The 26,892-nt window shown below is 73.9% G+C and carries 19 protein-coding genes and 1 riboswitch; of the genes, 16 read left to right on the top strand and 3 right to left on the bottom strand.

What is annotated here, in order from left to right:
• Positions 1–38: 38 nt before the first annotated feature.
• The 5 genes from DFJ69_RS33215 to DFJ69_RS33200 all read left to right on the top strand — a co-directional run bounded on the left by DFJ69_RS33215 (position 39) and on the right by DFJ69_RS33200 (position 10,410).
• Positions 39–1,481: a lipase/acyltransferase domain-containing protein gene (locus DFJ69_RS33215; protein WP_116026229.1), complete on the top strand. Its 1,443-nt coding sequence runs from the start codon at positions 39–41 to the stop codon at positions 1,479–1,481.
• Positions 1,481–3,490, top strand: coding sequence for a hypothetical protein (locus DFJ69_RS35135; RefSeq protein WP_211328899.1), 2,010 nt, complete (start codon positions 1,481–1,483; stop codon positions 3,488–3,490). Before DFJ69_RS33215 ends, DFJ69_RS35135 begins: the two co-directional genes overlap by 1 nt.
• The gene (locus tag DFJ69_RS33210) at positions 3,487–4,446 is read left to right on the top strand and encodes an AAA family ATPase (RefSeq protein WP_211328898.1); all 960 of its coding nucleotides are present in this window, start codon (positions 3,487–3,489) and stop codon (positions 4,444–4,446) included. The genes DFJ69_RS35135 and DFJ69_RS33210 overlap by 4 nt, the downstream gene beginning before the upstream one ends.
• Positions 4,443–9,881, top strand: coding sequence for a serine/threonine-protein kinase (locus tag DFJ69_RS33205; protein WP_116026227.1), 5,439 nt, complete (start codon positions 4,443–4,445; stop codon positions 9,879–9,881). The genes DFJ69_RS33210 and DFJ69_RS33205 overlap by 4 nt, the downstream gene beginning before the upstream one ends.
• Before the next feature lie 112 nt (positions 9,882–9,993).
• Entirely contained in the window at positions 9,994–10,410 is a 417-nt protein-coding gene (locus DFJ69_RS33200; RefSeq protein WP_116026226.1) for a Rieske (2Fe-2S) protein, read from the top strand.
• Here the strand turns inward: DFJ69_RS33200 and DFJ69_RS33195 are convergent.
• Positions 10,397–11,446, bottom strand: a complete 1,050-nt coding sequence (locus DFJ69_RS33195) for a mechanosensitive ion channel family protein (RefSeq protein ID WP_245974676.1) — start codon at positions 11,444–11,446, stop codon at positions 10,397–10,399. The genes DFJ69_RS33200 and DFJ69_RS33195 overlap by 14 nt on opposite strands.
• Before the next feature lie 152 nt (positions 11,447–11,598).
• Between DFJ69_RS33195 and uvrC the strand changes: the two genes are divergently transcribed.
• From uvrC to DFJ69_RS33150, 9 genes are all read left to right on the top strand, one after another.
• Complete coding sequence (gene uvrC / locus DFJ69_RS33190; RefSeq protein WP_116026224.1) at positions 11,599–13,629, top strand: excinuclease ABC subunit UvrC; 2,031 nt, start codon at positions 11,599–11,601, stop codon at positions 13,627–13,629.
• Positions 13,626–14,510, top strand: a complete 885-nt coding sequence (gene rapZ, locus DFJ69_RS33185; RefSeq protein ID WP_116026223.1) for an RNase adapter RapZ — start codon at positions 13,626–13,628, stop codon at positions 14,508–14,510. The genes uvrC and rapZ overlap by 4 nt, the downstream gene beginning before the upstream one ends.
• A 370-nt stretch (positions 14,511–14,880) precedes the next feature.
• Entirely contained in the window at positions 14,881–15,867 is a 987-nt protein-coding gene (locus tag DFJ69_RS33180; protein ID WP_116026222.1) for a gluconeogenesis factor YvcK family protein, read from the top strand.
• Between the two features lie 82 nt (positions 15,868–15,949).
• A complete protein-coding gene (whiA, locus tag DFJ69_RS33175; RefSeq protein ID WP_116026221.1) occupies positions 15,950–16,930 on the top strand; it encodes a DNA-binding protein WhiA in 981 nt (326 codons plus the stop codon).
• A gap of 277 nt (positions 16,931–17,207) precedes the next feature.
• The gene (gap, locus tag DFJ69_RS33170; protein WP_116027073.1) at positions 17,208–18,212 is read left to right on the top strand and encodes a type I glyceraldehyde-3-phosphate dehydrogenase; all 1,005 of its coding nucleotides are present in this window, start codon (positions 17,208–17,210) and stop codon (positions 18,210–18,212) included.
• A gap of 87 nt (positions 18,213–18,299) precedes the next feature.
• Positions 18,300–19,487: a phosphoglycerate kinase gene (locus DFJ69_RS33165; protein WP_116026220.1), complete on the top strand. Its 1,188-nt coding sequence runs from the start codon at positions 18,300–18,302 to the stop codon at positions 19,485–19,487.
• 6 nt (positions 19,488–19,493) lie between these two features.
• The gene (gene tpiA / locus DFJ69_RS33160; protein WP_116026219.1) at positions 19,494–20,291 is read left to right on the top strand and encodes a triose-phosphate isomerase; all 798 of its coding nucleotides are present in this window, start codon (positions 19,494–19,496) and stop codon (positions 20,289–20,291) included.
• A gap of 171 nt (positions 20,292–20,462) precedes the next feature.
• Positions 20,463–20,705: a preprotein translocase subunit SecG gene (gene secG / locus DFJ69_RS33155; protein WP_116026218.1), complete on the top strand. Its 243-nt coding sequence runs from the start codon at positions 20,463–20,465 to the stop codon at positions 20,703–20,705.
• 75 nt (positions 20,706–20,780) lie between these two features.
• The gene (locus tag DFJ69_RS33150) at positions 20,781–21,155 is read left to right on the top strand and encodes an RNA polymerase-binding protein RbpA (RefSeq protein ID WP_116026217.1); all 375 of its coding nucleotides are present in this window, start codon (positions 20,781–20,783) and stop codon (positions 21,153–21,155) included.
• Positions 21,156–21,227: 72 nt separating this feature from the next.
• Here the strand turns inward: DFJ69_RS33150 and DFJ69_RS33145 are convergent, their stop codons facing one another.
• Entirely contained in the window at positions 21,228–22,499 is a 1,272-nt protein-coding gene (locus DFJ69_RS33145; RefSeq protein ID WP_245974675.1) for an acyltransferase family protein, read from the bottom strand.
• Positions 22,500–22,628: 129 nt separating this feature from the next.
• Positions 22,629–22,716: riboswitch (ZMP/ZTP riboswitch) on the top strand.
• A gap of 69 nt (positions 22,717–22,785) precedes the next feature.
• Between DFJ69_RS33145 and DFJ69_RS33140 the strand changes: the two genes are divergently transcribed.
• Both DFJ69_RS33140 and DFJ69_RS33135 read left to right on the top strand, forming a co-directional pair.
• Positions 22,786–24,054 carry a serine hydroxymethyltransferase gene (locus DFJ69_RS33140; protein WP_116026215.1) on the top strand — a complete coding sequence of 423 codons (1,269 nt, stop codon included), beginning with the start codon at positions 22,786–22,788 and terminating at the stop codon, positions 24,052–24,054.
• 92 nt (positions 24,055–24,146) lie between these two features.
• Complete coding sequence (locus DFJ69_RS33135) at positions 24,147–25,961, top strand: PP2C family protein-serine/threonine phosphatase (RefSeq protein ID WP_170177908.1); 1,815 nt, start codon at positions 24,147–24,149, stop codon at positions 25,959–25,961.
• 9 nt (positions 25,962–25,970) lie between these two features.
• Here DFJ69_RS33135 and DFJ69_RS33130 read toward each other — a convergent pair whose 3' ends face one another.
• Entirely contained in the window at positions 25,971–26,891 is a 921-nt protein-coding gene (locus DFJ69_RS33130) for a class I SAM-dependent methyltransferase (protein WP_245974674.1), read from the bottom strand.
• Between the last annotated feature and the right edge of the window lies 1 nt (position 26,892).

The following is a 26,892-nucleotide window of genomic DNA, read 5'->3' as shown; positions in this document are numbered from 1 at the left end:
TGTCCTACGGTCGCTGATGTCGGGATCGGGTCGACCGGATGGGGATCGTCGCGTTGGGCGGGATCGAGGGACTGCTGCCGCCCGGGGCGGGCGCGGTCGCCGGGCGGGACGTGCCGCATCTGCTGGTGGTGGTGCCGGGCGTCGGCGGCAGCGAGCTGCGCCGTGACGGCCGGGTGCTGTGGGGCCTGTCACCGGGCGTGGTGCGGGGCGTCCACCGTCGGGTGGGCGAGCTGACCGAGCACGCGCCGCGTCTGGACGACCCCGACTTCGGCGACGGGGTGACCGCCACCGGGCTCGTCGGGCTGTCCGTCCCCGGGCTCTCGCGGCTGCTGGGGTACGGGGAGCTGCGCCGCCGCCTGCACGCCGAGTTCGCCCTCGACGACGAGCTGACGTACCTGGAGTTCCCCTACGACTGGCGCCGCCCGATCGCCCACAACGCCGCGCTGCTCGCGACGGCGGTCGGCGAGCGCCTGCGCCGGGTCCGCGACCGCCTCAACCCGCGCGCCGAGGTCGTCATCGTGGCGCACAGCATGGGCGGTCTGGTCTCCCGCGCCTACCTCGACGCGCACGGCGGGCACGACGTGTGCCGTCGCCTGATCACCCTGGGCACGCCCTACCGGGGGTCGCTGAAGGCGTTGGACGTCCTGGTGAACGGCCCCAAGTGGGGGCTGCGCTGGGGCCGCATGGCCGAGGCCCTCGGCCGCCTCCCCTCTCTGTACGAACTGCTGCCGATCTACCCCGTGGTGGTGGACCGCGGCGATCCGGGGTCTCCCCTCAAGCGCGCGGGGGAGCTGCTCGACGTGCTGCCCTCGCTGGACGGCGGTCGGGTGAAGGCCGCCCGCGAGTTCCTCCTGCGCCTCAACCGGAGCGAGCACCCGGGCGTGACCGAGCCGCTGGCCGGGTTCGGGCCGGCGACCCTGCAACAGGCCGTGCTGGAGGGCCGGGCGCTGAGCGTCTCGAAGGGCTCGGACCTGCTGCCCGCCGACTACGGCTCCGCGGGCGGGGACGGCACCGTCCCGGTGATCTCGGCACGTCCGATCGACCACACCGAGCTGCGGCTGCCCGTGCGCTACGACAACCAGTCGCACGGCGGGCTGGTGACCGACGGGACGAGCCTGGACGCGTTGACGTTCGCCGTCGCCGACGCGCTCCGCGACCACGATCCGGTGCAGGCCCCCGGCGACGCCCCCGAGCGGGCCGCCGAGGCGATCGGCGCGGCGCGGGCGCTGACGATCGACGTCGCCGACTTCCACGCCGCGGGGGAGCCGGTGACCGTGCCCGGAAGCGCTCGGCATCGGCCCGTCGTGCGCGGGCTCTGGGCGCGCGTGGACGCGGCCGGCGAGCCCCTCCCGGTGGCCGTCTCCGAGGACGGCTCGTTCCTGCTGGAGCTGGGACCGCTCCCGGAAGGGCCGCACCGGCTCGACCTGCTCGACGGCCCGGACGGCCGGGCGATCATGAGCGACGTGGTCGAGGTCGGTTGATGGGCGAGGGCGTCCTCTGGCGGTGGCGGATCAAGGAGTACCGCAGTCTGGCGGCGCTGGTCGTGCCGTCGGTGTTCGAGGAGACCGACCTGATCCCGCGCAACGTCGCCGAGCTGCGCTCTCAGGACGGGGGCCACGCCCGGGCCGCCGAGGAGCTGTACGCCCGGATGTGCGGGCGCGACCTCTTCTACGACCTCGAACCGCTGCGCCCGGTGCCGGAGGTCCAGATGATCCGGCCGCCGCAGGCCGTCTTCCACGGCGGCCGCGGCACCTGCCTGGACCTGGTGCTGGCGTTCGCGGGCATGTGCGTGGCGGCCCGGCTGCGCCCGTTCGTCACCCTCATCGAGTACGACCGGCCCCGGGCGTCGCACGCCCTGCTCCTGCTGCCCCCCGCGTTCGCCGACGCCCCGATGCACGCGGCCCAGGACGGCCTGCGCGCCGAGGACGGACTCGGCGACGGGCTGGCGTGGGCGGAGGTGGACGGGCTGCTGCGGCTCGGCTGGATCGCCCTGGACGTCACCGGGGCCACCCGCTACGAGGAGGCCGACGACCGCCCGCTGGGGTTCGCGCAGGCGGGTCGGCAGGCCGCGCAACTGCTGGAGCGGGCCGACCGGATCACCCTGGTCGACGTCGTCCACCTGCAGGGCCGGGGGTTCGACGCCCGCGCCGACGCCGTCCCGGTGCTGGCGCGGGCGCCGTCGCTGGACGCCGGGGTCCGCCGCCGGTTCGCGGGCCTGCTCGGCGTCGTCGCCCGGCACGTCGGATGCGAACCGCCGGTCCGCTGGGACCCGGCCGAGCTGGCGCTGCTGCTGCGCCGGATCCCGGCCGCCGGGCCCGAGGCCGTTCCGGGGCATCCGCACGCCCACGACGCGCTCGCCGCGCTGCACGACGCGGTCGAGGCCAAGGGCGCGCTGGCGGCCCTGGGCGACCCGGTGGCGCTGGATCTCGGCATCGATCGGCTGCACGCGCTCTACCGCCGTCACGTGGGCCGCTGGCCGGAGGGCACCACCCTGGACGACCTGCTGGTCGAGGCGGCGTCGGCCGCGATCGTGGAGCGGCGCCCCGGCGCGGCGCGTCCCGCCGAGCACCTCACCGCGCTCGCCCGGCTCGTGCTCGGCCTGGCCCGCGCCGCCGGGGCGGACTCCCTCGACGGCGGTCTGGGGCGCTGGGTGACCGGCGGGCCCGGACACCAGCTCGCCGACGCCCGCGACTACCTGGCCGACCGGTGCGCCGAGCCGGGCTGGATGCTCATCGACCTCGGCGAGGACTCCCGTTCCGGGGAGCTGCGGTGGCCGACGGCGGTGTCCGCCGTCATCGTGGACGTGCGGGGCCGGCCGGAGTGGCGCGAATCCGTGGAGTGCCGACCCACCCGGGACGGCCTGGAGGACGGCCTGCGGCGCCTGTTGGCGGCCACGCCGGCGCGGCGGCGGATCTTCGTGGACCTGGTCGCGCCCCGCGCGCTGTTCGACGCGGGCATCGAGGACTGGCCGCTGGCCGACCTCGGCGGCGGTTTCTACGCGCCGTTGAGCGGCGACTGGTTCCGGCCGCGCTACCGATGGTCCATGCGCACCCGGCACGAGCGGCTGCGCGAGCTCTTGGAGCACCGCGCCGGACAGGCCTGCTGGACCGGCTCCCCGCCGGTGCTGAACGCGGAGTCCACGTCCGGCGAGTCCGCGTTCCGGCGCTGGGCGACGCGCAACCTCCAGCCCTACCTGGTGACGGGATCCGAGCGGCGGTCCGGGCCCGACCCCCTGCGGCTCATGCTCAAGGAGGGGTACGGTTACGCGTTCTGGTTCCCCGAGGGAATGGACGAGCGGGTGCCCGATCGGGCGGGCGCGGCCATGGCCGAGCTGGCGGGGGCCGCCGGATGCCGCAACGGCCTTCCCGACCGGCTGGCCGAGCTGGTCGACGACCGGATGGTGACCGTCTGGGAGGACCCGCGCGGTCGCGAGGGTTTCCCGATGCCGCACCGTCACGTCCTGGAGAACCCGCGCGGAGGCATGACGTGAGCTGGGAGCTGTTCACCGGGACCGGCACCTCGCCCCATCCCGAGCCGGCGTACGACGCGATCCCCGACCCGCCGCCCTGGCGGCTGCGGGACCGCGCCGAGCCGCCGTTCGTGGCGACCCCCGAGCTGGTGGACGCGGTGAACGCGGCGCTGCACCTGCGCCGCCCGCTGCTGCTGACCGGCCGCCCCGGCTCGGGCAAGTCCACGCTGGTCGACCGGATCGCGGCGGAGCTGCAGCTCGGTGAGGTGCTGCGCTGGCACGTCACCTCCAAGAGCGTGCTGACCGACGCGCTGTACCGGTACGACGCGCTGGGACGGCTGCACGCGGCCCAGGTCGCCGAGAGCCGGGTCAAGGCCGGCCTGGAGGTCGCGGCCGACGGCGACGTCGAGTCGTATGTGACGCTCGGGCCGCTCGGCACCGCGCTGGCCTCGCCGGACAGGCCCCGGGCCGTGCTGATCGACGAGATCGACAAGAGCGACCTCGACCTTCCCGGGGACCTGCTGAACGTGCTGGAGCTGGGGGAGTTCGACATCCCGCCGCTCGTCCGCGCCGACCCCACCGGCGAGCGGGTGTTCGAGGTCCGGGGCGCCGACCGCGGCCGCTATGAGGTCGGGGGCGTGGTCCGGGCGGTGCCGAGGCACTTCCCGGTGATCGTGTTCACCAGCAACGGGGAGCGCGCCTTCCCGCCGCCGTTCCTGCGCCGCTGCGTCCGCTTCGAGATGCCCGCGCCGGACACCGAGCGGCTCCGCGAGATCGTCCGCGCCCATCTGGGCGGCGCCGCCGACACCGAGACCGCGGCGATCGCCGGCTTCGCCGACCGGCTGCTGCGCGGCGGCAACCTGGCCGTCGACCAGCTCCTCAACCTGCTGCACCTGGTCACCGGGGAGGCCGCGCCCGGCACCGAGGCCCGCGGCCGGCTGGAGGCGGTCCTGTTGCGGGAGCTCGACGGACGATGACCGGCGGGGGCCGGACGCCGATCGACGCGATCGTGGACGCGCTGGTGGACGGGGTCGCCTCCCTGCCCGGCGAGTCGACGCCCACCCCGGAGCAGATCGCCGACGTGCTGTGGCTGGCCGCCATCCGGACAACGGCTCCGCACCCCGCGCCCCGCCGGGAAGAGGAGACCGGCCGGGACGCCCCCGCCGATCCCCCGGAGGACGTCCCGTCCGCCGACCCCGTCGCTCCACCGCCTCCGGAACCGGCCGGCCCGGAGCCGGCGCCCGCGCGGGACGGGGACGCCAAGCTCGATCTGCACGACCGGGCCGACGGGCCGGGGGAGGCCGCCGTCCCGGCCACCGAGGTGGCGCTCGGCTCCGTGCGCGCCCTGGCCGGCCCCCTGGAGCTGCCCCGGGCGCTGCGCCGCTTCAAACAGGTCAGCAGGCCCGGACGGCGGCGCGTCCTGGACGTCGAGGCCACCGTGGAGGCCTCGGCCGAGGCCCGAAGGCTGACGATCGTGTCCGCGCCCCGGCCGGAACGGGGCCTGGACGTGGCGCTGGTGGTCGAGAACGGCTCCTCGATGAGGGTCTGGCGGGAGATCTTCGACGAGTTCGAACGCGTTCTGGAGCAGGTGGGCGCGTTCCGCTCGGTGGTGCGCTGGGAGATGGAGGCCGGCGAGGACGGGGTGTGGCTGCGGGACGCGCACGGCACCCGCTCGACGCCGGCCCGTCTGGTGGACCCCTCCGGCTCCCGGCTGGTGCTGCTCGCCACCGACGCCGTGGACGGCCTCTGGTACGACGCCGCGGTGTGGCGGGAGCTGCGGGCCTGGTCGCGGGCGATGCCGACGGCGCTCGTTCAGGTGCTGCCGCCGCACTACTGGCCGGACACGGCGCTCGGCGACCTGTACGCCGCCGGGCGCGCCCCCTGGCCGGCGAGCCCCAACACGCTGCTGGACCGCGACGTCGCCTGGTGGGTCGAGGAGGGGGACCTCGCCCCGGACGCGATCGTGCTGCCCGTCGTCGCCTTCCAGCCGGAGGCGCTGGCGCTCTGGAGCCGGGCGGTCGTCGCCGGGACGGCCTGGGTCGACGGCGTGCTCGTCGGCACCGAGCCCCGGACGCCGCCCGCCCCCGCGACCCCCGACCCGGACGCGCGGGTGGACGCGTTCCTGGCGCGGGCCTCGCGCGGCGCCGAGCGCCTCGCCCGGGTCCTGGCGTCCGCGCAGATGCTCTCGCTGCCGCTCATCCACGTCCTGCGGGACCGGCTGGCCCTCGGCACGGGCGTCACCGAGTTGGCGGAGGTCCTGGTCGGCGGCCTGCTGGAGGAGATCCCCGCTCCGCCCGGCTGCGGTGCCCGCTACCGGTTCCGCGAGGGGGTCGCGGCCCGCCTCCGGGTCGGCGTCACCGCGTTCGAGGAGTGGGACGCGTTCACGGCCGTCAGCGAGCATCTGGCGGAACGGACCGGCGTGACGGGCCACGGCGCGCTGACGGCCCTGGTCGCCGACCCTGAGGGCCTGGCCGGCCTCGCCCCGGAGGACGAGCCGTTCGCGCACCTCCTGGGCGCCCTCGCCGCCCGCCTCGGTCTCGCCGCGCCCGCCTCCGTGCCCGCGCCCGGATCCGGCTCTCGGTCGGGCGGCGGCGGGCACGACGCGGAGCAGATCGTCCACGGCTCCCTCCCGGAGCCGCCCGCCGCCGCCCTCCCCAGGGAGGACCTGCTGGCGTCGCTGGCGCGGACGATCGACCGGCACGACCGGGTGGCGCTGTGGGGGAGGCCCTGGGTGGCGGGCGTGACCGTGCTGGCGGCCGACCACGCCCGGCGGTGCGCGGCGGAGGGCTGGCCGGTCGTCGCCTGGATCGAAGGCGGGGACGAGGCGGAGACCGAACGGCGGCTCGCGGGCCTCGCCGCCCGTCTGGGCGTGGAGCCGGACCGGCTCTGGGACGCCCTGGACGAGCGCGCGCCGGGCCGCTGCCTGATCGTCGTGGACACGCGCCCGTACCACGCCCGGCGGCCGACGGACACGGGCCGGACCAAGGTCCTCTGGCTCGCCGACGGGCCCCCCGACCCCGAGATCACCACCGCCATGGACCTCATCCCCTTCGAGGTGCCCGCGCTCGACCCCGGCGAGGCGGTCGAACTGCTGCGCCGGCTGACCGGCCTGGACGACGAGGCCGGGGCCCGCGAACTCGCCGAGCGGCTCGGCCGCTGGCCGGGGGAGCTGGCGGCGGCCGCCGCCCTCATCGGGGACGGCGGCATGACCTACGAGCAGTACCTGTCGACGGCCGTCTTCGTGGACGACCTCGGGCTCTCCGAGGCCGCCGACCCCTGGGCGTCCCGCGCCGTGCTGATCGGCGTGGGCACCGACATCCCCACCGTCGACGCCGACCTCCAGGGGATGGCCGACACGCTCCGCGACGCCGACCTGTGGGGCCTGCCTCCCGACCGGTGCGCCGTCGTGCGCGACCCGAGACGGCCGGAGCACGTTCTCGGCCCGCTCGCGCAGGCGGGCGAGGCGGCGACGGACACGCTGGTCGTCTACTACACGGGCGAGGCGCATTTGGAGGACGGCACGGGCGAGCTCGTCCTCGGGCTCGCCGGAGCGCGGGGCGACGGTGTCCCCTACCCGACGGTGCTGTCGGCGTTCAGGCGGAGCACGGCGCAACGCCGCATCATGATCCTGGACTGCCCCTACGCTTCCGTCGCCTGGGTGTCGGGCCCCGCCGACGACCACGCGACGGAGATCGTGCTGACCTCACCGGGGGGACACGTCTCGTCGCCGTACGGCGACGCCCACAGCGCCTTCACGGGGGCGCTCCTGGAAACGGTGCTGACCGGGCTTCCCGGCCTCGGCCGCCACCTCGACATCGAGGCGGTCCACGCGGGCGTCACCCGGGCACTGCGGGCGGGAGGCGTGCCCGAGCCCGCGGTCATGGTGCGGCACGGGAACCGCCCGGTCCGACTGTTCCGCAACATGGCCGGCGTTCCGGCGCGGCCCGAGAGCATCGGTCCCTACCGCGTCCTGGGCGTGCTGGGTTCCGGGTGGCTCGGGGACGTCTACCACGCCGTCGACCCGGAGGGTCGGGAGTACGCCGTCAGGGTCTTCTACCCGGCGGTCCTCCCGACGCGGGGCGCCATGGACGGCTTCGTCGCAAGCGCGGACGCGAGGCCGTGGGTCACCGGCCCCCGGCTCGCCCAGATCATCGAGGCCGGCGTGGGGGACGACGGGGCCTACGTGGTCGTCCAGTACGCCCGGGGCAGGAGGCTGGGAGACCTGGTCGAGGAGGGACGGCGCTTCTCCGGCGAGAGCCTCTGGGAGCTGGCGTCCGCCCTCGCCGCCTCGCTGGCGTCGATCCACGCGGTCTGGGTCCACGGTTCCTTCGGACCGGCGAACGTCGTCGTCGGCCCGGACGGCCCCGTCGTCAAGGACGTCGGGCTCGCGGCCGTGTTGTGGGACGAGCGGGGCGCGACGCCGCAAGGGGGGCCCCTCTTCCAGCAGGCGCCCGAACTCCTGCAGCGCGGCGACTCCACGGCACCGACCACGATGGCCGACGTCTTCGCCTTCGGCGTCCTGCTGGTGTACGCGGCGAGCGGACGGCGTCCCTTCCACGGCCCGACCCCGGCGGCCGAGGCGAACTTCGTCCTCTACGGCGAACCGGACCTGAGCGCCCTGACGGGGCCGATGCGCGACCTGGCGGCCGACTGCCTCAGGAAGGAGCCGGCGGAGCGCCCCACGGCCGAGGAGGTGGTGGCCAGGCTGAAGGCGATGCCCTACGCGGCCCGCACCCTGACCCCGCGAACACCCGACCCGCTGCGCCCGCGCGACCCCGTCGAGGTGGGCGGCTACCTGCTGAGGGCCAAGCTCGGCAGCGCCCCGTACGGCCCCGTCTACCTGTCGGCCCACAGGAACGGGACCGTCGTGGCGCTCCGTCTCGTACCGGGCCGCGCCTTCGCCGACGAGGCGGCCCGCCAGCGGTTCCTGGCCCTGGAGAGGTCCGCGGAGGGTCTGCGCTCGCGCAACGTGGCCCGGGTCGTGGAGGCGGGCGTCCACGGAGACGGCTACTTCGTCGCCGGGACGCATCCCGGGGAGTCCACGCTGGAGGGCGTGGTGCGCGAAGAGGGGCCCCTCACAGGCGCCGCACTGGCCGAACTGGCCGGGGACCTGTTGACCGGCCTGGTCGACCTCGCCCGCGCCGGGCTGGTCCATCACGATCTGCAGCCCGGCGGCGTCTTCGAACGGTCGGAGGGGTGGATCATGGCCGATCCGCGCTGCGAGGCGGGGGTCGGGGACGACCGGGCGGTCTGGGGGCTGGCCAGCGCCCGCCCGGGGTACCAGGCCCCCGAGACGCTCGTTCACGGGCGCATGACGTCCGCCTCCGACGTGTTCGCCTGGGGGGCGACCGTCTACTACGCGGCGACCGGGGCGCCGCCCTTCGGTGACGGACAGGGCCAGAGCGTCATCGCCGCGGTCCTCACCGCGGAGCCCGACGTGTCCCGGCTGCACGGCCCGCTGCAGTACGCGGTGACGCTCGCCCTGGCCAAGAGCCCACAGGACCGCCCGAGCGCGCAGCGACTGCTCCGGATCCTCCGGTCGGCCGAGGGGAGGGCCTCTTCCGAGCAGACCTCAGGGCGCCCGTCGGTGCTGCGGAGGCTGCTGCCCGTCCGAGGCCGCCAGGTCGGTCGCTATCGCATCGAACAGGTGATCTCCGACCAGCCCTGGGCGACGGTCTACCGTGCCGAGGACACCCGACGGAGACGGACGGTGGCCGTCAAACGCCTTCACGACCCCCTCGACGCGGACGACGTTCTCGCGCTGCCGCGCTCCATCCTGCAATTGCGCCACCCGTCGATCGTCGGCGTCCGAGAGGTGGGCGCCCAACTGAGCGACGACCTCCCGGGGCCGTACATCGTCACCGATTTCGTGGAGGGCGTGTCCCTGAACGTGCTGATCGCACGGGGAGAGCCGTTCTCCCTTGAGGCCGCGATGGCCGCCGCCTCGGGGATCCTGGCCGGGCTGTCGCACGCGCACGGCAGGGGCGTCGTCCATGGAGCGGTGCGCCCGTCCAACGTGCTCGTCACCGAGACCGGCGAGCCGCGGGTCAAGGGCTTCGGTCTCCACACCGCGTACCCGGTGACCGACCTCGTGCGCGCCGAGGACGCGGCGACGTGCGTGTCACCCGAGCAGGCGGAGGGCGGCGCGGCCGACGTCCTCAGCGACGTGTACGCGGCCGGTTGCGTCCTCTACGAGATGCTCACGGGGTTCGCGCCCTTCTCCGGCTCCGGCCCCATGGACACGAGGGAACGGCATCGCTGGGAGACCCCCCGGCCTCCCTCGTCGTACGGCACGGGGCTGGCCGGATGGGTGGACGACCTGGTGCTGCGGGCCATGGCGAAGGACCCCGCGGAGCGGTACCGGAGCGCCAAGGACTTCCGCACGGCGATCCGACGCGCCATGGAGCCCTGACGTCAGGACGTCCGGCGGACCTTCGTAGGGTGTTGAACCGGCTACCGGCCGCGCCCGTGGTGATGGGCGTGGGCAAGGGGGCGGGCGCCCCGCGACCGATACGGAGGACGACATGACGGAACGGACACCGGAGATCGACTCGGGCAGCACCCGGCGCGCGGTGCTGGCGGGCGCGGGCCTGCTGGGCGTGGCCGGGGTGGCGGCGGCCTGCGGGAGCGACGACGGCACCGCCGGCAAGGCGGGCGACGTGCTGGCGCGGACCGGTGAGATCCCGGTCGGCGGCGGCAAGATCATCAAGGATCGGAAGGTGGTGGTCACCCAGCCGGTCCAGGGGCGGTTCAAGGCGTTCGACATCAAGTGCACCCACCAGGGGTGCCCGGTGGACTCCGTCAAGGGGGGCACCATCAACTGTCCCTGCCACGGCAGCAAGTTCGCCATCGCCGACGGCTCCGTGAAGGCCGGGCCCGCCGACGCGCCGCTCGGCGGCAAGGACATCACCGTCGAGGGCGACGTCATCAGGCTCGCGTGATCCCGGAGGGCAGCTCGGCGCGGAACCGGGGGAGCGCCTCCGGGTGCTCCCGCCGCAGGTAGCCGACGACGTGCTCGCGGGCGTCACAGCGCAGGTCCCACGCGCTGGCGGCGTCCGCGGCGCTCATCAGGGCCCGGAGCTGGATCAGACCGTTGGGCAGCACCTCGGTCACCTGGAGCACCCAGTCCCGCTGGTCCCACAACGGATGCCCGCGCAGGAACCGGTACAGCTCCGTGCGCAGGTCGTCCACCGGCACCGTCCAGTCCACATGGAACAGCACCGAGCCGACCACCCGGCTGCCCTGCCGCGTCCAGTTCTCGAACGGCTGCTCGGTGAAGTACGACACCGGCAGGATGATGCGCCGCTCGTCCCAGGCCAGCACCACCACGTACGACAGGGTCAGCTCCTCGATGCGGCCCCACTCGCCGTCGACCACCACGACGTCGTCCAGCCGCAGCGCGTCGCTGAACGCCAGTTGCAGGCCGGCCAGCAGGTTGCCCAGCACCGGCCGGGCGGCGATGCCGACGACCAGGCCCGCGACGCCGGCCGAGGCCAGCATCCCCGCGCCGAGCGCCCGCACCGCCGGGAACGAGAACAGCACGAGGCCGACGGCCACGATCACCACTGCCACGCCGGCGATCCGGCGCAGCAGCAGCATCTGGGTCCTGGCCCGGCGGGCGCGGCGGTTGCGCTCGCCCTCGATCCTGGTCAGCCGGTTCAGCGCCGGATCGGTCAGCGCGTAGGTGATCCGCATCAGCAGCCAGGTGGCGGTGGCGACCGCCCCGATCCACAGCAGATGGCGGATCACCCGGTCGGCGTCGGACCCGCCGAGGTACTCGGCGGAGGGCAGCGCGGCCCGCACGCTGAACATCACCGCCGCCGCGAACGCCGGGCGGGCGCACCTGCGGGCCGCCTCGGCCGCGCCGGGCCGGCGCACCGCCAGCCGTCCCGCCAGCAGCCGGCGGGCGGCCTCCACCACGGTCACCGAGACCACGACGGCGATGCCGAAGATCATCCAAGCCCAGAACGCGGACAACCGTGAACCTTCCTTTGCCGATCGTTGACCGGACGTCTGTTTCCGCTCAGCGCTCCGCCGAACGAGATTCAGGTCACATCGGGGCCGGGAGCGGCCGCCGCCGGCGCGTCCGGCCGCACGTTTCTGTCACGGGTCCGCACTAGGCTTTTCGTGTGGCAGATCCGGCGAACTACCGACCGGCCCCGGGCTCGATCCCCGACTCGCCGGGGGTCTATCGCTTCCGCGACGAGCACGACCGGGTGATCTACGTCGGCAAGGCCAAGAGCCTGCGCTCCCGGCTGAACTCCTACTTCGCCGACTTCGCGGGGCTGCACCCCCGGACCCAGACGATGCTGCAGACCGCCACCCGGGTCGACTGGACGGTGGTCGGCACCGAGGTGGAGGCCCTCCAGCTCGAGTACTCCTGGATCAAGGAGTTCGACCCCCGGTTCAACGTCCGTTACCGCGACGACAAGTCCTACCCGTACCTTGCGGTGACGCTGGACGAGGAGTTTCCGCGGGTGATGGTCATGCGGGGGGCCAGGCGCAAGGGCGTGCGGTACTTCGGGCCCTACTCCCACGCCTGGGCGATCAGGGAGACGGTGGACCTGCTGCTGCGGGTCTTCCCGGTGCGCACCTGCAAGGCCGGCGTGTTCAAGCGGGCCCGGCAGATCGACCGGCCCTGTCTGCTGGGCTACATCGACAAGTGCTCCGCGCCCTGCGTGGGCCGGGTCGGCGAGGCCGAGCACCGGCTGCTGGCCGAGGACTTCTGCGCCTTCATGGCCGGCGACACCACCCGCTTCATCAGGCGCATCGAGCAGGACATGCGCGCCGCCGCCCGGGTCGAGGAGTACGAGCGGGCCGCCCGGCTGCGCGACGACATGCGGGCGCTGGAGCGCGCCCTGGAGAAGCAGGCCGTGGTCCTGGGGGAGGGCACCGACTGCGACGTGATCGCCCTCGCCGAGGACCAGCTCGAGGCCGCCGTCCAGGTGTTCTACGTGCGCGGCGGACGGATCCGCGGCCAGCGCGGCTGGGTGGTCGACAAGGTCGAGGAGGTCACCACCGCCGACCTGGTCGAGCACTTCCTCATCCAGGCCTACGGCGAGAGCGAGTCGGTGCCCCGCGAGGTGCTGGTGCCCGCCCGGCCGCCCGACGCCGAGGCCATGACCGAGCTGCTCGCCGAGCAGCGCGGCGGCCCGGTGCACATCCGGGTGCCGCAGCGCGGCGACAAGCGGGCCCTGCTGGAGACCGTGGGCCGCAACGCCATGGAGGCGCTCAAACAGCACAAGACCCGCCGCGCGGGCGACCTGACCACCCGCAGCCGGGCGCTGCAGGAGATCCAGGAGGCGCTCGAGCTCGACGAGGCCCCCCTGCGGATCGAGTGCTACGACGTCTCCAACCTGCAGGGCACCCACGTGGTGGCCTCCATGGTGGTGTTCGAGGACGGCATGGCCCGCAAGGGCGAGTACCGCCGGTTCAGCATCAAGGCGGTCGAGGGCCAGGACGACGTCCGCTCCATCCACGAGGTGATCACCCGACGGTTCCGGCGCTACCTGGCCGAGCGCGACAAGGCCGCCCGGGAGGCGGCCGAGGGGCCCGAGGTCGATGCCGCCGTCGACGACGTGCTGGCCTCCTACGGCTTCGACGACGCCGACGACGCCGCGGAGGGGGCGGGGGCCCGCGGCCCGGTCGACCCGGAGACCGGACGCGCCCGCAAGTTCGCCTACCCGCCCAACCTGGTCGTGGTCGACGGCGGCCCGCCGCAGGTCGCCGCCGCGCAGCGCGCCCTCGACGAGCTCGGCGTCCCGGAGATCGCGGTCTGCGGGCTCGCCAAGCGGATGGAGGAGATCTGGCTGCCCGGCGACGACGAGCCGGTGATCCTGCCGCGCGGCGGCGAGGGCCTGTTCCTGATGCAGCGGCTGCGCGACGAGGCGCACCGGTTCGCGATCACCTACCACCGGCAGCGGCGCTCGGCGGCCCTGACGGTGAGCGAACTGGACGACGTGCCCGGGCTGGGGCCCGCCCGTCGCACCGCCCTGCTCAAGCACTTCGGCTCGGTGCGGCGGCTGCGGGCCGCCAACGCCGAGCAGATCGCCGAGGTCCCGGGCATCGGACGGCAGACCGCCGACGTGATCGTGACCGCGTTGCGGGGGGCCCCGACGGGGGGCCCGCCGGACTCACGCGCTGATGGGGGAGGCTCATGACCACCGAGGGGCAGCAGCACATACCCGACATCGTCATCGTCACCGGGATGTCCGGGGCGGGCCGGAGCACGGCGGCCAAGTCCCTGGAGGACCTCGACTGGTTCGTGGTCGACAACCTCCCCCCGGGACTGCTGGCGACCATGGCCGACCTGGGCGGCCGGGTCCGGGACGCGGTGCCCCGCATCGCCGTCGTGGTCGACGTGCGCAGCCGGGCCTTCACCAGCGACCTGCACTCCTCCATCGCCGAGCTGGAGGCCCGCGGCGTCCACCCCCGGGTGATCTTCCTGGAGGCGGGCGACGACGAGCTGGTGCGCCGGTTCGAGGCCGTCCGGCGCCCGCACCCGCTGCAGGGCGACGGGCGGCTGGTCGACGGGATCGCCCGGGAGCGCGATCTGGTCCGCGAGGTGCGCGCCGAGGCCGACCTGGTGCTCGACACCAGCGCGCTGAACGTGCACGAGCTGCGGGCCAAGATCGTCGGCTTCTTCGGCACAGGCACCGGCGAGTCCAGCCTGCGGGCGACGGTGGTCTCCTTCGGCTACAAGTACGGCCTGCCGGTCGACGCCGACCTGGTCGTCGACTGCCGGTTCCTGCCCAACCCGCACTGGGTCCCGGAACTGCGCCCCATGAACGGCCGCGACGCCCCCGTCCGCGACTACGTCCTCGGCCGTCCCGGCGCCAAGGAGTTCCTCGACTCCTACACCGACGTGCTGCGCCTGTTGGCCGACGGGTACGAGCGCGAGGGCAAGCACTACATGACCCTGGCCGTCGGCTGCACCGGCGGCAAGCACCGCAGCGTCGCCATGGCCGAGCAACTCGCCGCCCGGCTCCGCGACACCGGCATCGAGGTCCAGGTCGCCCACCGCGACCTCGGCCGCGAGTAACCCCCGAACACCATCGCCGCCCCGAAGCCCGAGGCTCGGCCGCCGGGCCCTGCACCGTGACATGCGCCCGGAGTGACCCCGGGAAGTGGGGTGGCGCGGCGCGGTCTCGGTCGGGAGTGGCTTCGGGGTGCGCCGTGGCGTCCTCGATGTCCGGATGTGATCCACTATGGTGCCGGTCGTCCGTCGTGCCGGGTTGGTGCTCGACGTCCTCCGGGCGGAGGATGGGCGTGACACCGCCTCCGGGGCGGGCGTTGGCCTTCCCCGGGGTGGGGTAGGTGGTGCTGGAGTGCGGTCCGCGGCGGGAGGGACGAGCGGCCAGGTGCGAGCAGAGCGAGCGACGGCGGGGCACACGGGCGACGACGACGGCGGGGTGACGTCCCCCACCCGGGGGAGCGACAGGGTCGTGGCCCTCGGCGGGGGGCACGGGCTGTACGCGTCGCTGTCGGCGCTGCGGCGGGTCACCGATCGCCTCACCGCCGTGGTCACGGTCGCCGACGACGGCGGGTCCAGCGGCAGGCTCCGCCGCGAGTTGGGGGTCCTTCCCCCCGGTGACCTGCGGATGGCGTTGGCGGCGCTGTGCGGCGACGACGAGTGGGGCCAGACCTGGAGCCGGGTGGTCCAGCACCGCTTCCGCAGCCAGGGCGACCTGCACGAGCACGCGGTCGGCAACCTCCTCATCGTGGCCCTGTGGGAGCTGCTGGGCGACGACGCGGCCGGCCCGATGAGCGCGTCCGGTTCCACGGTGGCCGGGCTGGACTGGGTGGGCCGGCTGCTCGGCGCGCAGGGCCGCGTGCTGCCGATGGCCTCCGTCCCGCTCGACATCGTCGCCGAGGTGCGGGGCGCCGATCCGGCCAGACCCGAGGAGACCAGCCAGGTGAGGGGGCAGGTGGCGTGCGCGGGGACGCCCGGCAAGGTGCTGAGCGTGTCCCTGGTGCCGCCCGACCCGCCCGCCTGCCCGGAGGCGCTGGCGGCGATCGAGGACGCCGACTGGGTGGTGTTCGGCCCCGGGTCCTGGTTCACCAGCGTGCTCCCGCACCTCAAGGTGCCGGAGCTGGCCCGGGCGCTGACCCGCACCCGCGCCCGCCGGGCGGTGGCGCTCAACCTGGCGCCGCAGCCCGGCGAGACCGACGACTTCTCCCCGCAGACCCATCTGGAGGTCCTCCAGGCGCACGCGCCCGACCTGCGGATCGACGTGGTGCTGGCCGACCGGGGCGTGGTCGAGGACACCGACGCGCTCGACAAGGCCGTCCGGATGCTCGGCGGGCGGCTGGAGTTGGCCGACGTGGCCGCCGCCGACGGCACGCCGCGTCATGATCCGGCCCGGCTGGCCCAAGCTTTCGCACAGATATTCCGTTGAGCGGGGACCCGCCCGTCGGGAATCGGCGAAACTGCTGAACGGCTGAACTGCTGGACGGGTTCGACAAGGGGGAGGTTCGTCTATGGCGATGACCGGTGTGGTGAAGGACGAGCTGAGCAGGCTGTCCATCATGAAGCCCTGCTGTCGCAAGGCCGAGGTGTCGACGCTGCTGCGGTTCGCCGGGGGGCTGCATCTGGTCAGCGGCCGGATCGTGATCGAGGCCGAGATCGACACGGGGGCCGCCGCCCGACGGCTGCGCAAGGACATCACGGAGGTGTTCGGCCACACCTCCGACGTGGTGGTGCTGGCGCCGAGCGGGCTGCGCAAGGGCAACCGTTACGTGGTCCGGGTGTTCCGCGACGGGGAGTCGCTGGCCCGGCAGACAGGGCTGGTCGACAACCACGGCCGTCCGGTGCGGGGGCTGCCCCGGCACGTGGTGGCGGGGGCGGCCTGCGACGCCGAGTCGGCCTGGCGGGGGGCGTTCCTGGCACACGGCTCGCTGACCGAGCCCGGCCGTTCCATGTCGCTGGAGGTGACCTGCCCCGGCCCGGAGGCCGCGCTGGCCCTGGTCGGCGCCGCCCGGCGGCTGAAGGTGCACGCCAAGGCCCGGGAGGTCCGCGGGGTGGACCGGGTGGTGGTCCGCGACGGCGACGCCATCAGCGTGCTGCTCACCCGGCTCGGCGCGCACGACAGCGTGCTGGCCTGGGAGGAGCGCCGGATGCGCCGGGAGGTGCGGGCGACCGCCAACCGGCTGGCCAACTTCGACGACGCCAACCTGCGCCGCTCGGCCCGCGCCGCGGTGGCCGCCGGCGCCCGGGTGGCCCGGGCCCTGGAGATCCTCGGCGACGAGGCCCCCGAGCACCTGGTGGCGGCCGGGCGGCTGCGGCTGGAGCACAAGCAGGCGTCCCTGGAGGAGCTGGGCCAGCTCGCCGACCCGCCGCTGACCAAGGACGCCATCGCCGGCCGGATCCGGCGGCTGCTGGCCATGGCCGACAAGCGCGCCGGCGACCAGGGCATCGCGGGCACCGAGGCCAACCTGACCGCCGAGATGCTGGCTCCCTGACCGCCGGGTGATCGCCGTATGACCGCCGGGGTCGGGTCCGCGCGGGGCTCGACCCGGTCATTGGTCTAGACCAAAGGGGTCTCGACCCACGCCGGAGGGGCGATCCCCCGTCCGAGTGAGTCCGTCTCACCCCCCGCTTCACCCACGGTCGGTGTCGGAGTGCGCGGGGTCCATTGGATAGGGTCGCGAACAGGGAGGGACGGCCCCGGCCGTTCACCCGATGGACGTAGCGGGCCCGGACGACACCGGGCGGACGAGGTACGAGGAGAGCGGTTCGGTGACCATCCGCGTAGGCATCAACGGGTTCGGCCGGATCGGCCGTAACTTCTTCCGCGCCCTGCTGGCCAGCGGGGCCGACGTCGAGATCGTGGCGGTCAACGACCTGACCGACAACGCGACGCTCGCCCACCTGCTCAAGTACGACAGCATCCTCGGCCGGCTCGGCGAGGAGGTGAAGGCGGCCGCGGACGAGATCACCGTCGGCGGGCGCACGTTCAAGGTGTTCGCCGAGCGCGACCCCGGCGCCCTCAAGTGGGGCGATCTCGGCGTCGACGTCGTGGTCGAGTCGACCGGCCTGTTCACCGACGCCGCCAAGGCCAGGGTGCACGCCGACAACGGCGCCAAGAAGGTGATCATCTCCGCGCCCGCCAAGAACGAGGACGTCACCGTCGTGATGGGCGTCAACGACGACTCCTACGACCCGGCCGCGCACACGGTCATCTCCAACGCGTCGTGCACCACCAACTGTCTGGCCCCGATGGCCAAGGTGCTGCACGACACGTTCGGCATCAAGCACGGGCTGATGACGACCATCCACGCCTACACGGCCGACCAGAACCTGCAGGACGGCCCGCACAAGGACCTGCGTCGGGCGCGCGCCGCCGCGCTGAACATCGTGCCGACCTCCACCGGCGCCGCCAAGGCCATCGGCCTGGTGCTGCCGGAGCTCAAGGGCAAGCTGGACGGCTTCGCGCTGCGGGTGCCGATCCCCACCGGCTCGGCCACCGACCTGACCGTCGATCTGGGCCGCGACACCACCGTCGAGGAGGTCAACGCGGCCCTGCGCGCGGCCGCCGAGGGCCCCCTCCGCGGCGTCCTCACCTACACCGAGGACCCGATCGTCTCCTCCGACATCGTCACCGACCCCGCCTCCTGCATCCTGGACGCCGGCCTGACCAAGGTCATCGGCAACCAGGCCAAGGTCGTCGGCTGGTACGACAACGAGTGGGGCTACTCCAACCGCCTGGTGGACCTGGTCAAGCTGGTCGGCTCGCAGCTCTGAGCCCTTCCGCCCGCCGTGATCGCGCCCAGACCGCGCGGTCACGGCGGGCCCGTTCACGCAGCCGGCGAGGAGCAGGGAAGGACATCGATGCGCACCATTGACGATCTCGACGTACGCGGGAGGCGGGTGCTGGTCCGGGCGGACCTGAACGTTCCGCTGGACGGGGATCGGATCACCGACGACGGCCGGATCCGGGCGAGCCTGCCGACGATCGAGACGCTGCGCGGGCGCGGCGCCAAGGTGATCGTCTGCGCCCACCTGGGCCGGCCCCAGGGCGAGGTGAAGCCGGAGTTCTCGCTGGCCCCGGTCGCCCGGCGGCTCGGTGAGCTGCTCGGCGCGGACGTCGCGTTCGCGTCCGACGTGGTCGGCGACGGCGCCGCCGCCACCGTGGCCGGGCTCGCCGACGGTCAGGTGGCGCTGCTGGAGAACCTGCGCTTCGAGGGGGGCGAGACCAGCAAGGACGACACCGAGCGCGGCGCGTTCGCCGACCGGCTGGCCGCCCTCGCCGACCTGTACGTCGGCGACGGCTTCGGCGCCGTTCACCGCAGGCACGCCAGCGTCTACGACGTGCCGCAGCGGCTGCCGCACGCCGCCGGCGGGCTGATCACCACCGAGGTGGACGTCCTCGAGCGGCTCACCGAGGACGTCGAACGGCCCTACGCGGTCGTGCTGGGCGGCTCCAAGGTCTCCGACAAGCTCGGGGTCATCGACAACCTGCTGGGCAAGGCCGACCGCATCCTCATCGGCGGCGGCATGGTCTTCACGTTCCTGGCGGCCCAGGGCCACGAGGTCGGCAGGAGCCTGCTGGAGAAGGACCAGCTCGGCACCGTGGAGGAGTACCTCCGGCGGGCCGAGAAGACCGGCGTGGAGTTCGTGCTCCCCGTGGACGTGGTGGCCGCCACCGCGTTCGCCGCCGACGCCGAGCACGCCGTGGTGGCCGCCGACGCGATCCCCGCCGACCGGCTGGGCCTGGACATCGGCCCCGCCTCGGGCCGGCTGTTCGCCGAGCGCCTGGCCGGCGCGAAGACCGTGTTCTGGAACGGCCCCATGGGCGTGTTCGAGATGGAGCCGTACTCGCACGGCACCCGCGCGGTCGCCCAGGGCCTGATCGACTCCGGGGCGTTCACCGTGGTCGGCGGCGGCGACTCGGCCGCGGCGGTGCGCAGCCTGGGCTTCGACGAGAAGGCGTTCTCGCACATCTCGACCGGCGGCGGCGCCAGCCTGGAGTATCTCGAAGGCAAGACGCTGCCCGGTCTCTCGGCACTGGAGGACTGAACGACGATGGCCGCTGCCAAGACCCCTTCCCGCAAGCCGATCATGGCCGGCAACTGGAAGATGAACAACAACCACCTCGAGGCGATCGCGCTGGTGCAGAAGCTGGCGTTCGCGCTCAAGGAGGCCGACCACGACGCCGTCGACGTCGTGGTGCTGCCGCCGTTCACCGCCCTCCGCTCCGTGCAGACCCTGGTGGACGCCGACCGGCTCCCGATCACCTACGGGGCCCAGGACGTCTCCCAGCACGCCTCGGGCGCCTACACGGGCGAGGTGTCCGGCCCGATGCTGGCCAAGCTGGGCTGCTCGTACGCGGTGATCGGGCACTCCGAGCGCCGCCAGTACCACCACGAGGACGACGCGGTGGTCAACGCCAAGATCAAGGCCGCCTACGCCGCCGAGATCACCCCGATCGTGTGCGTGGGGGAGGGCCTGGAGGTCCGCAGGGCGGGCGAGCAGGTCTCCCACACGCTGGCGCAGATCGATGGCGCCCTGGAGAAGATCCCGGCCGAGCAGGCCCGCTCCATCGTGATCGCGTACGAGCCCGTCTGGGCGATCGGCACCGGCGAGGTCGCCACCCCCGCGGACGCGCAAGAGGTCTGCGCGGCGATCCGGGGCCGGCTGGCCGAACTGTACGACGCCGAACTGGCCGCCGGGGTGCGGATCCAGTACGGCGGCTCGGTCAAGGGGAGCAACATCGCCGGCATCATGGCCGAGCCCGACGTGGACGGTGCGCTGGTCGGCGGGGCGAGTCTGGACGCGGCCGAGTTCGTCAGGATCTGCCGCTACCGGGAGTCGCCGGTCTGAGAAGATCTCGTCACAAGCAGGTGACACGCCGGTCTGTACCGGGGTTCTTGCTGAACCAGGCTTCACTTCGTCGTACCCTCGATACCTGACGGTAAACCGCCGGGCTCCGTCAGCCGTTGTTCACCAGGGCCCCGCAACCGCGGGGCGGGCCAGAGAAGGCGTTGAAACACCGTGATCCTTGCAACCGCGATCGTTCTCATCGGCACCAGCCTGCTGATGATCATGCTCGTCCTCATGCACAAGGGCAAGGGCGGCGGACTGTCGGACATGTTCGGTGGGGGGATCTCCTCCTCGCTGGGAGGGTCCTCCGTGGTCGAGCGCAACCTCGACCGGCTGACGATCGGGACCGGGATCATCTGGTTCGCGTCCATCATTGTTCTCGGCCTGCTGCTGAAGTCCAACGGTGCGGCCTGAGCCCTCCGCAGGCAGGTAGTACGAGCGCCGCCGCTCCCGACCGGGCGCGGCGGCCGACGAATCAAGGAGTAGTCCGTGGGTAGTGGCAACGCCATTCGGGGCAGCCGGGTCGGGGCCGGCCCGATGGGAGAGGCCGAGCGCGGGGACGCCGCGCCCCGGGTCTGGGTCAGCTTCTACTGCGCCAACCAGCATGAGACCCGTCCCAGCTTCGCCACGGACGTGGCGATTCCCGACACGTGGGACTGCCCGCGCTGCGGCTTCCCGGCGGGCAAGGACGCCGAGAACCCGCCCGCCCCGCCCAAGACGGAGCCGTACAAGACCCATCTGGCGTACGTGAAGGAACGGCGCAGCGACGCCGACGGCGAGGCCATCCTCGAGGAGGCCCTCACCAAGCTGCGCGAGAAGCGGGCCGCGGTGAAGGCCGCGATGGAGGCGGCCGCCCGGGGCTGAGCCCCCGTTCCCCCACCACGTCACGACCCGGTTCCCCGAGCACGGTGGGGCCGGGTCGTCGTCGTACTCGGGTCAGCCTGCGGGCACCCGGCGTTCGACCTCCGCGCCCGCCGGGCGCGCGGACGCCTCGACGGAGGGCAGGCGGCGCGCCAGACGGCGGCCCAGCCGCCGGCCGGGCCGCTCCACCAGCCGCTGGGTGAGCACCGAGGCCGGCAGCAGCACGGCCAGGAAGACCGCGAGCAGGACCGGCGAGTCCCCGTCGGGCCTGCCGAACAGCCCGTCGGCCGCCACCAGCAGCACCGGATGCAGCAGGTACACCGAGTAGCTGACGACGCCCAGGCCGGTCAGCCACCGGGGCATCCGATGGCCGCTCAGCGCCAGACCCGCCGCGAACGTCACCGCCGCCAGCAGCAGACTGCTCGCCCACGCCCGCCGCAGGTCCAGCACGACGGCGTCCGGCAGCCCCCAGCCGCCCAGCGTCCACAGCCCGGTGGCCAGAGCGGCGACCAGCACCGCACCCGAGGCGAGCACCGCGGTGCGGACCCGGGCCCCGCCGTGCCGCGCCCGGTGGATCGCGGTCCCGGTGAACATCACCGCGATGATGACCAGGCCCTCCCAGGCCGGCACCCGGCCGTTGACGACCAGCAGCCCGGCGGCGAGCAGCCCGCCGAGCACGGGCCCCACGGTGCGGACGCGCGGCCTGCGGGAGAACGCGCAGCCGACCGCGACGGCCATCATCAGCGCCGTGCCCGTCACCACCGGGGTCACCCCGACCGCGTCGGACAGGGCGGCGGCCGGGAGCACCCCGAAGAGCCCCACCGCGGCCACCGAGGCCCCGGCGAGCCCGGTGGCGATCGCGGCCGAGCGCAGGTGCAGGCCGACCGCGAACAACGCCGCGACCAGCAGATAGAACGCCATCTCGTACGACAGCGTCCAGAGGACGTTGAGGGCGTTGGGCACCGCCGTCAGGTCCTGGAGCATCGTGAGGTGCGCCAGCACCGCCGTCCAGCCGGGGTCGGCCACGGCGGGGCGCAGCGGTTGGACGCCGGTCGCCGCGATCAGCAGGAGCGCCGCCAGGGCGACCAGCAGCAGCGGGTAGATCCGGAAGGCCCGCCCCACCCAGAACCGGCCGGGCGAACGCGAGCGCTCCAGCGAGGCCGGGATGATGTAGCCGCTGACCAGGAAGAACACCATGACGCCGTACAGGCCGGGGTCGAACCAGGCGGTGATCTCCCGCCGCAGCGCCGGCGTGTAGTGGTAGGCGGCGTGATGGAGGGCCACGGCGAGGGCGGCCAGCCCGCGCAACGCGTCCAGCCATGCCAGACGCGCGGTTCCCTCCTTCACCCGGGGAGAATCCATCTCCCGAGCGACCCTATAGGCACTTCTGAACGGTGTGTTCCCCGCTGATCGATTTTGCGAAAACCCGCATCGGCCCCCCGGCGGCTCTTCCCGTTCTGGGGAGGTTCGTTACCATGGCCCGTACGTGACTGGCGCACACAAGGTGGGATCGACCACCGGGGAGCGAAGAGCCGTCCGCACGCCGCGCGCCTGGGCGTACGGGCCCCCTGCCGGGGGCCTGTGCACCCTTCCGCTACGCACGGGTCCCCGGCGCGACCAGCGCGGAGGAACCATGCACCAACCGGCCGTCCCCCATCTGCACGCCGCCGATCCCGATCTCGCCGGCCTCGTCGAGGCCGAGGCGCGCCGCCAGTTCGAGAAGGTCCGCCTCATCGCCTCGGAGAACTACGTGTCGCCCGCGGTCCTGGAGGCCACCGGGTCCGTGCTCACCAACAAGTACTCCGAGGGCTACACCGGCCGGCGCTACTACGAGGGCCAGCAGAACGTCGACCCGATCGAGACCCTCGCCGTGGAGCGCGCCAAGGCCCTGTTCGGCGTCGACCACGCCAACGTCCAGCCCTACTCCGGCTCGCCCGCCAACCTGGCGGTCTACCTGGCCTTCGCCCGACCCGGCGACACCGTGATGGGCATGGCGCTGCCGATGGGCGGCCACCTCACCCACGGCTGGTCCGTCTCGGCCACCGGCAGGTGGTTCAACCCCGTCCGGTACGGCGTGCGCGCCGACACCGGCCGGGTGGACCTGGACGAGGTGCGCGACCTGGCCCTGCGGGAACGGCCGAAGATCATCTGGTGCGGCGGCACGGCCGTCCCGCGCACCATCGACTTCGCGGCCTTCGCCGAGATCGCCCGTGAGGCGGGCGCGATCCTGGCCGCCGACGTCGCGCACATCGCCGGGCTGATCGCCGGCGGCGCCCACCCGTCCCCGGTCGGCCACGCCGACGTGATCACCACGACCACCCACAAGACGCTGCGGGGCCCGCGCGGCGCCATGATCATGTCCACCGCCGAGCACGCGACCGCCGTCGACAAGGCCGTCTTCCCCGGGCTGCAGGGCGGCCCGCACAACCACACCACCGCCGCCATCGCGGTGTCCCTCCGGGAGGCCGCCGCCCCCGAGTTCGGCGACTACGCCCGGCGGGTCGTGGCGAACGCGGCGGCGCTGGCGGCGGCGCTGGGCGAGCGCGGGTTCGACCTGGTCTCCGGAGGCACCGACAACCACCTCATCCTGATCGATCTGACCGGCAAGGGCGTGGCGGGCAAGCCGGCCGCGCGGGCCCTCGACCGTGCCGGGATCGAGCTGAACCACAACACGGTGCCGTTCGACCCGCGCAAGCCGTTCGACCCGTCCGGGCTGCGGCTGGGCACCGCGGCGATCACCACCCGGGGCCTCACCGAGGCCCACATGCCGCAACTGGCGGCCTGGATCGACGAGGCCGTCCAGGCGACCGCCGAGCAGGACGAGGCCACCCTGGGCCGGATCGCGGCCGAGATCCGCGGGCTGCTGGCCGACTTCCCAATGCCCGGCTGGGCCGCGGCCTGACCCGCCCCCGGGTGACGGCGGGCCGTTTATCGCCGTCACCCGGGGGAACGCGCCGTAGAGGTGCGATGCGGCCCATCGGGAAGGCGCGGACAGTGGAGGGCATTTCCGGCGGCGGTGAGACCCTCGAGCAGTCGCTCATCCAACAGGCGGCCCGCGTTCTGGCGTCGAGGTACAACGGCGACCCGGCCGACGGCTACCAGTACCTCAGCGCGCTGGCCCGCGACCGCGGCACCACCCTCACCCGGACGGCGCGCTCGGTGCTGGGCGAACGGGACGCGGCGCGCGACGGCGCCCGGGGCGAGGGCGCCGGTCACGTGTTCGACTCCTCCCGGTATCTGCGGCGGACCCACCCGAAGGCCATGGAACGGTCCGACAAGGAACCGCCGTCCTTCGACGACGTCCCGGACCCGCCGGAGTGGGTCGACAGCGTCCTGGCCGCGATCCACGTCTACGGCTGCTACTGCCTGCCGCTGCGGATCGACGGCCGGATCGCCGACTTCGTGGTCGTCCGCGCCAACGAGCGGGCGGCCGACATCGCCGCGCCGGGCTCCTCGCTGATCGGGTGCCGGCTGACCGACATCAATCCCAACGTGCTGTCCAGCGGGCTGTTCGACGAGCACGTGCGCGCCTTCGAGAGCGGCGAGCCGTTCTCCCGCGGGCCCTTCGAGTACATCGGGGTCCGCAACGGCAGGTTCGAGCCGTCCACCGCGACGATGAAGTCGGTCCGCGCCGGGCCGGGCCTGCTGATCACCTGGGAGCTGCAGCCGGAGGAGGACCAGTTGCTGGCCCGCTGGCGGCAGAGCGAGCGGCTGGCCGGCCTGGGCTGGGCGGAGTGGAACCTCTTCACCGACGAGATCGTGTGGACCCGTCGGATGTACGACATCTTCGGCCGCGACCCGGCGTCCGGACCGCTGCGGATGGACGAGATGCCGGCGCTGCTGCTGCCGGAGGACCTGGCCGAGATGGAGGAGGCCGTCCGGACCGTCTTCGAGCACCGCGAGGCCACCACCGGCGAGTACCGGATCAAGCAGCGCACCGGCATCCGCCACGTCACCCTGATGATGGAACCGGTCCTGGACGCCGACGCCGATCCGGTGGCCGTCCGGATCCTCGCCCAGGAGATCACCGGCCGCCGCCGTCGGGAGCGCGCGCTGGCCGCCACCCAGCAGCGGATGCTGGACGAGCACCGGCGCGCCGAGGAGGAACGCCGGTTCGCGACCCGGCTGCGCGAGGTGATCCTGCCGCTGCAGGCGTTCCCCATGACGCTTCCCGGTCTGGTGGTGGGCGCCCGCTACCTGGCCACCGAGCGGATCGGCGGCGACTGGCACAAGGCCCGGCCGCTGCCGGACGGCCGTGTCCTGCTGGCGATCGGCGACGCCATGGGCCACGGGTTGGAGGCGGCCACCCTCATGGCGCAGATGCGGGCCGGGCTCGCCGGCCTGGCGTACACGGGGGCCGAGGCGGACCACCTGATGACCTGGCTGAACGAGCTGGTCCGCGCCGAGGCGGGGGGCGAGGTGATCACCGGCACCGCGCTCCTCGGCCACTTCGAGGTCGAGACCCGACACCTGAGCTGGGTACGGGCCGGCCACCCGCCGCCCATCCTGGTCCGCGGCGGGGACGCCTGGCTGCTGGAGGCCGAGGCGGGCCCCCTGCTGGGCGTCCTGCACGACCCGGAGTACCCGCTGACGGAGACGTCGCTGGAGCCGGACGACCTGCTGCTCCTGTACACCGACGGGATCGTCGACCGCCGCGACGAGGACCTCGACGGCGCCACCGAGCGGCTGATGGAGGCCGCCGCGGTGGCCACCGGCTCCGTCGAGGACCGCCTCGACGCGGTCATCAGGGCCATGCGCGCCGACCGGACCGAGGACGACGTCTGTCTGATGGCGGCCTGGATCCGCTGACCGCCGGGGCTAGGCCGGCCGTCGGAGCAACGTGATCAGCCGCCAGGCGTCCGGGTCGCCGGGCCCGACACCGGTGAAGTCGCCGTACTGGGCGACGATCTCCAGCGCCCCGCTGAGCCGCACCGCCGCCGTCAGCTCGGTGGCCGTCCAGAACCGGTAGGGCACCACCCCGCCGATCACCTCGACGGTGCCGTCCGCCCGGGCGACGTCGATCGTGACGTGCTCCCGCACCACCTGCGTGATCGGGTCGATCCGGTCGCCGGGCGCGCCCCACCGCACGTTCGCCCGCGTCCCGTCGCGCTCCACGCTCCAGGCGGTGCCGGTGGACGGCTCGTCGGTGAGCCGGTCGGCGGGATGGCTCATCTCCAGCACGTAGAGCCCGCCGTCGCCCAGGTGGGCGGCCACCCGGTCGAGGTGCGCGACGAACGCGTCCAGGGTCATCAGGTGGGCCGTCGAGTCCAGCATGGTCACGACCAGGTCGAACGGGCGGCCGAGGTCGAACGTCGTCATGTCCGCCTCGACCACCTCCAACGGCACCCCGTCCGCCTTGGCGCGCTCCTCGGCGTAGGCGCACATGGCGGGGCTGAGATCCAGCGCGGTCGCCGCCACGCCCCGCCGCGCGAACTCGCGGGCGTGCTCGGCCGGCCCGGCGGCCAACTCCAGCACCGTCGCGGGCCGTCGCGCGGCCCCCGAGCCGCGCCCGACCGAAGCCGCGTCCGTGGAGCGCCGGACGGGCGGCGCGGGCTCGTGGGCGTGGCCCGCCGGTGGGCGACCGTGCGGCGTTCCAGGAGGACCGGCGGGACCGGCGTACCAGGCCAGCAGGGCGTCCACCTCGACGGCGACGTCGCGGAACGCGCAGGCCAGGTCGTACGCCCACGGGTTGTCGTAGATCGGGTTGTCGGCGGCGCCGAGGGACTCGTCCGGGATCACC

The sequence above is a fragment of the Thermomonospora umbrina genome (assembly GCF_003386555.1).
Lineage (GTDB): Bacteria > Actinomycetota > Actinomycetes > Streptosporangiales > Streptosporangiaceae > Thermomonospora > Thermomonospora umbrina.
Note: the sequence above shows the minus strand (reverse complement) of the source record. Positions and strands in the feature narration are given on the sequence as shown.